Source organism: Geobacter sp. PheSNFMC (assembly GCF_059620965.1).
The window spans coordinates 1-5077 of record NZ_JCAMRN010000114.1 but is presented as its reverse complement, the minus strand read 5'-3'; the positions used below and the strand labels follow the sequence as shown (position 1 = coordinate 5077).

At 60.4% G+C, this 5077-nt stretch carries 7 protein-coding genes and 1 pseudogene; 1 reads left to right on the top strand and 7 read right to left on the bottom strand.

The window, feature by feature from the left end; all coding sequences use genetic code 11:
• Positions 1 to 282: pseudogene (locus tag AC6CDK_RS17545) on the bottom strand (3-methyl-2-oxobutanoate dehydrogenase subunit beta); the annotation flags it as partial.
• A gap of 40 nt (positions 283 to 322) precedes the next feature.
• Complete coding sequence (locus AC6CDK_RS17540; RefSeq protein WP_010942507.1) at positions 323 to 526, bottom strand: 4Fe-4S dicluster domain-containing protein; 204 nt, start codon at positions 524 to 526, stop codon at positions 323 to 325.
• 190 nt (positions 527 to 716) lie between these two features.
• Here AC6CDK_RS17540 and AC6CDK_RS17535 point away from each other — a divergent pair, with 190 nt between their 5' ends.
• The gene (locus tag AC6CDK_RS17535) at positions 717 to 1223 is read left to right on the top strand and encodes a Ros/MucR family transcriptional regulator (RefSeq protein WP_039644339.1); all 507 of its coding nucleotides are present in this window, start codon (positions 717 to 719) and stop codon (positions 1221 to 1223) included.
• Between the two features lie 70 nt (positions 1224 to 1293).
• Here AC6CDK_RS17535 and rsmA read toward each other — a convergent pair whose 3' ends face one another.
• From rsmA to AC6CDK_RS17510, 5 genes are all read right to left on the bottom strand, one after another.
• Entirely contained in the window at positions 1294 to 2139 is an 846-nt protein-coding gene (gene rsmA / locus AC6CDK_RS17530) for a 16S rRNA (adenine(1518)-N(6)/adenine(1519)-N(6))-dimethyltransferase RsmA (RefSeq protein WP_039644337.1), read from the bottom strand.
• Positions 2136 to 3158: a tRNA (adenosine(37)-N6)-threonylcarbamoyltransferase complex transferase subunit TsaD gene (gene tsaD / locus AC6CDK_RS17525; protein ID WP_039644335.1), complete on the bottom strand. Its 1023-nt coding sequence runs from the start codon at positions 3156 to 3158 to the stop codon at positions 2136 to 2138. Before tsaD ends, rsmA begins: the two co-directional genes overlap by 4 nt.
• Positions 3159 to 3164: 6 nt before the next feature.
• Positions 3165 to 4487 (bottom strand): PhoH family protein, encoded by a 1323-nt coding sequence (locus AC6CDK_RS17520; protein WP_039644333.1) that lies wholly within the window; start codon positions 4485 to 4487, stop codon positions 3165 to 3167.
• Between the two features lie 51 nt (positions 4488 to 4538).
• Positions 4539 to 4832 (bottom strand): hypothetical protein, encoded by a 294-nt coding sequence (locus tag AC6CDK_RS17515; RefSeq protein WP_226048181.1) that lies wholly within the window; start codon positions 4830 to 4832, stop codon positions 4539 to 4541.
• 5 nt (positions 4833 to 4837) lie between these two features.
• Positions 4838 to 5077: aminotransferase class V-fold PLP-dependent enzyme (locus AC6CDK_RS17510; protein ID WP_496639943.1), on the bottom strand; the 240-nt coding region annotated here is incomplete at its 5' end.

The following is a 5077-nucleotide window of genomic DNA, read 5'->3' as shown; positions in this document are numbered from 1 at the left end:
GGCCATGTAGGAGATCCCCTCCTGCTTGAGCGATATGCCGGGGCTCGACGATGATGTCATGGCCCGGACGCCGGTGGCCGAGGCCCCCAAGAGCATGTTGATGGATGCGATCTCGCTCTCTGCTTGAATGAACTCGCCGCCCAGGCCGGGGAGTTCGCGGGACATGTATTCGGGGATATCGCTCTGGGGCGTGATGGGATAGCCGAAATAGTAACGGCATCCGGCCTCGATGGCGGCCATGGCCAGAGCCTCGTTACCCTTCATGAACAGTCGCTTTGTCAAAGCTGCCTCCATACAGATGGTGTTTCAGATACTGTCGACCCTATTTATAAACCTTAATAGCAACGTCAGGGCATATCTCCGCACAGAGAGCACAGCCGGTACATTGATCCTGGCTGGTCATGACGGCGGTGACATAGCCGTATTTATTGATCGTGCTACTCATCACGATCAGTTTGCGCGAGCAGGCGAGCGTACAGAGACCACACCCTTTGCACCTCGATTCATCAATCTCAATTTGAGCCATGAAGCCGTATCCTTTCTCCTCTGTATTACCGTATACAGAAGCGTGCTTACCGTATCAAAAATCAAAGCAATGGGTCAATCTCATTTTACAGGTATATTTCAACGATTTATCACTTGCTTTTGTCTGACGATACAGCTAAATATGTACTCAGGTTATTCATGTAATTCTCACAACTCAAAGGAGGGAGTCAATGGCACCTACATTATTGGAATTGACCGCAAGTATTGTATCCTCACACGCTGCTGTGTCAGAGCTTTCCACGGAAGAACTGGTTCAGGAAATTCAAAAGGTCCATGCCACGCTGCAACAGCTTGAGGGCGGTGCTGCTGCACCCGAGGCTGCGGCAGAAGAAGCCAAGGCCCCGGCCATGACGCTCAAGAAGGCGTTCCAGGCCGACCAGGTATGCTGCATGATCTGTGGCAAGGGCGGAATGAAAACCCTTACCCGCCACCTGGCCCAGGTGCACCAGATGAAGCCGGGCGAATATCGCAAGCAGTTCAACATCCCCAGTAGCCAGCCGCTTACCGCCAAAAAGTTCTCCGAGGCGCGCAAGCAGATGGCCAAAGACCGGGGGCTTGCCGAAAACCTCGCCAAGGCACGCGCCGTGCGCGCCGCCAAGATTCAGGAGAAAAAGGCTGCTGCGGCCGAAAAGCCGGCTAAGGCCAAGGCTACCCGCGCCAAGAAAGCCACTGCCTGATTGCGATATCCTGCCCGTGGTTCCGGAAGCCGTTCGTTCTAGCGAACGGCTTTTTTCATTTCCGTACCGGCTATGGTGCGCGGGGCGGGAGCGTACCCCCGGCTGCCAGCAGCCCCTTGGTCAACAGGGCAAACTCCTGCAGCGAAAGCGTCTCGCCGCGTCTCCCCTCATCGATGCCGCAGCGTGCCAGAGCATCCCTGATGCCGTCCGTCGGCACACCCAGCGCTCCCCCCTTCAAACAATTCCAGAGCGTCTTGCGCCTCATGGCAAAGGACGCCTTGACCACCCGCCTGAAATAGTCCTCGTCCCCCACGTCCACCCGGGGCTGCGCCAGGGGAACAAACGAGAGAACCACCGAATCTACCTTGGGCACGGGGTGGAACGAGCCCGGCCTGACGAGGAGCTCGCGGGTCACATCAAAGTGAAGCTGGAACAGGACCGACAAGACACCGTACTCTTTGCCTCCCGGTCCTGCGGCGAGTCTGTCGCCCACCTCTTTCTGGAGCATGAGCACGAGTCGGGTGAAAAGATCCCGGACATCGAGCAGCCTGAACAGGACCGGCGTGGAGATGTTATAGGGCAGGTTTGCCGCAACCTTCCAGGGAGGCGTGCCGTAGCGGGCCAGGGTTTCGCGGATATCCAGGTCGAGGATGTCGCCCTCGATGATCGTGACCCGGGGATTGTCGGCAAAACTGCCGCGCAGCAGCGGCACCAGGCGGTCGTCCAGTTCGACGGCCACCAGCCGCCCGGCCTGTTCCGCCAGATATGACGTCAGCGCTCCCTTGCCGGGGCCGATCTCCAGGACTCGCTCGCCGGTGCCGGCACTCACCAGGGCCGCAATGCGGGAAAGAACCGAACGGTCAGTGAGGAAATTCTGCCCGAGTGCCTTGCGGGCACGGATGCCGCCTCCTCTCACCCTTCCCTCCCCGACCCGAGCAGGTCCAGGGGCCAGTTCACCCGTGCGTCAAGCGCGAGCCCGCCCTGCTCGCCGCAGCGCAGGTAATAGTCACCCGGCACGGCGATCATGGCGGCATTGTCGCCGCACAGCGACGGCGACGGGATCATGAGCTCCACGCCCCGCGCAGCGGCGGCATGGGCCATTTCCCGCCGCAGCGCACTATTGCAGGCCACTCCGCCTGCCACCACGACCCGGTCGATGCCGGTCGCATCCGCGGCGCGGAAGGTCTTTTCCACCAGCACATGACAGACTGCTTTCTGAAACGAGGCACAGAAATCGGCAAGTTTTTCCCCTTCGGGAATTCCCTGTTTTTTTACCGCTGAGAGCACTGCGGTCTTGAGGCCGCTGAAACTGAAGTTGAAGCTGCCGTCGTGGAGCAGGGGCCGCGGAAAGGCGATGGCATCCGGATCACCGGCGGAGGCCAGGCGATCGATCTCGATGCCGCCCGGATAGGGGAGCCCCAACAGCTTGGCCACCTTGTCGAAGGCCTCGCCCGCAGCATCGTCCAGGGTCTGGCCGAGGGTGGTGCACCGGCCGATGCCGTCGACCCGGTACAGGTGGGAATGCCCCCCTGACACCACCAGGGCCAGATAGGGATAGGCGACCTCGCGTTCAAGAAAAATGGCGGCAAGGTGCGCTTCGATGTGATTGACTCCTGCCAGGGGAAGCCCACGGGCAAAGGCGATGGATTTGGCCACGGACAGACCGACCAGAAGGGCGCCGGCCAGTCCGGGCCCCTGGGTCACCGCAACCCCTTCCACGTGATCGAGGGTCACGTCCGCCAGGCGCAGGGCCTCGCCGACAACCGCGGGGATGGTCTCCAGGTGCTTGCGCGAGGCAATTTCGGGAACAACCCCGCCGTACACGGCATGATCCTTCACTTGAGAGGAAACCACGTTCGACAGGATGGTGCGCCCGTCGCGCACCACGGCGGCGGCGGTTTCGTCGCACGATGTTTCTATGGCAAGTACGAGCATAGAGCGCTAGAGAAGGTTTGCAGCCAGTTCAGCCAACTCCGACCGTTCGCCTTTGGTCATGGTGACATGACCGGCGATGGGCACCCCCTTGAAGCGCTCCACCACGTAGGTGAGGCCGTTGGAAGACGCGTCCACGTAAGGGTTGTCGATCTGGTAGGGATCGCCTGTGAGCACGATCTTGGTCCCCTCGCCGGCCCGGGTGATGATGGTCTTGATCTCGTGGGGGGTGAGGTTCTGGGCCTCGTCCACGATCATGAACTGAAGCGGAATGGAACGACCGCGGATGTAGGTCAGGGGTTCGATATCCATGATCCCCATGGCCATGAGCTCCTTGTACCCCTTGCTGTGCCGCTTTTCAGCTTCGTGGCCCGAGAGGAGGAGTTCCACGTTGTCGAAGATGGGCTGCATCCACGGGGTCAGTTTTTCCTCGATGTCGCCCGGGAGGAAACCCAGGTCGCGTCCCATGGGGAATACGGGACGGGAGACCAGAAGCCGGTTGTAGACGTTCTCCTCGGCGGTTTTGTGCAGTCCGGCCGCTATGGCCAACAGCGTCTTGCCGGTGCCCGCCTTGCCCACCAGTGTCACGAGCTTGATGGAGTCGTCCAGCAGGGCGTCAAAGGCAAAGGCCTGTTCCCGGTTGCGGGGATGGATGCTCCAGACCCCGTCTTTGCCGTTCTTGGCGATGGGAATGATCCGCTTCTGGTCGGCACGGTATTTCCCCAGGGCCGTATGGGACGGGTTGGCCGCATCGCGCAGGGTGACGAACTGGTTGGGGTGCAGGTCGTAGCCGGCAAGGTCGACCCATCCCTGGCCGTGAAAGCGATCCACCATCTCCGCCGACACCTCGAGCTCGGTAAAACCGGGATAGAGTTCCTCAATATCGACCTTGTCGGACTCGTAGTCCTCTGCTTTGAGGCCGAGGGCGTCGGACTTGATGCGCAGGTTGGTGTCCTTGGTCACGAAGATGACCGGCGTGGCCTCATCCTGCTCCTTGACACTGAGCGCCACGGCCAGAATCCGGTTGTCGCCCCGTTCTTCGCGCAACTCGGGAGGCAGCACCTTCATGAATTTTTCTGCATACATCTCTACGCGCAGGGTCCCGCCGTTTTCGAGGGCAATGCCGTTGGAGAGAGAGCCGGCGGCGCGCATTTCGTCAATGTAGCGCGAAAGCTGCCGGGCGTTGCGGCCGGTTTCGTTCATGTCCTTCTTGAACCGGTCGATCTCCTCGATAACGGTTATGGGGATGATGATGTTGTTTTCCTCGAACTTGAAGATGGCCTGCGGATCGTAGAGGAGGACGTTGGTATCGAGCACGAAATTTTTGATCATGTGAGTTTGCTTTCGTTGGCTAGAGTGGAATGACGCGTCCTGCCGGACGCACTATCTGTCGATCACATGCACCTGGAGCCCCGAGGAGAGGGCGAGAATCTTGATGTAGACCGGACGGTCCCGGTACCGGGCATCGAGGATCACCTCGCCCTCGCGGTTGAGGGCGGCAAGGACGCTCTCGGGGGATTCCTTGATCTGGTAGAAACTGTAAACCCCGGTTCCGTAAAGCTCATCCTTGGTTACGGGCCGCTCCGGGGGGAGCGAGCAGCCGGCAACGGCAAAAAACAGGACAAAAACCGCGGCAGCGATACGTACGCCTGCAGCGGTTACCGGGATGCTCTTCATGGCTGTCACCTTCCCCTTCCCCCGACAATCTCGCAGAGCGCCCGCAGGAAGAACTCCACATCGTTGTCAGTGGTGAAAAAACCGGGGCTCACCCTCACCGTTCCCGCGGGATAGGTCCCGATGGTCCGGTGAGCCGAGGGTGCGCAGTGGAGGCCAACCCTGACGCTGATGTCGTGGTCGCGGTCAAGGCGAAAGCCGATCGACTGCGGGTCCATGTCCGCGGCTGAAAAGCTGATGACGCTCCC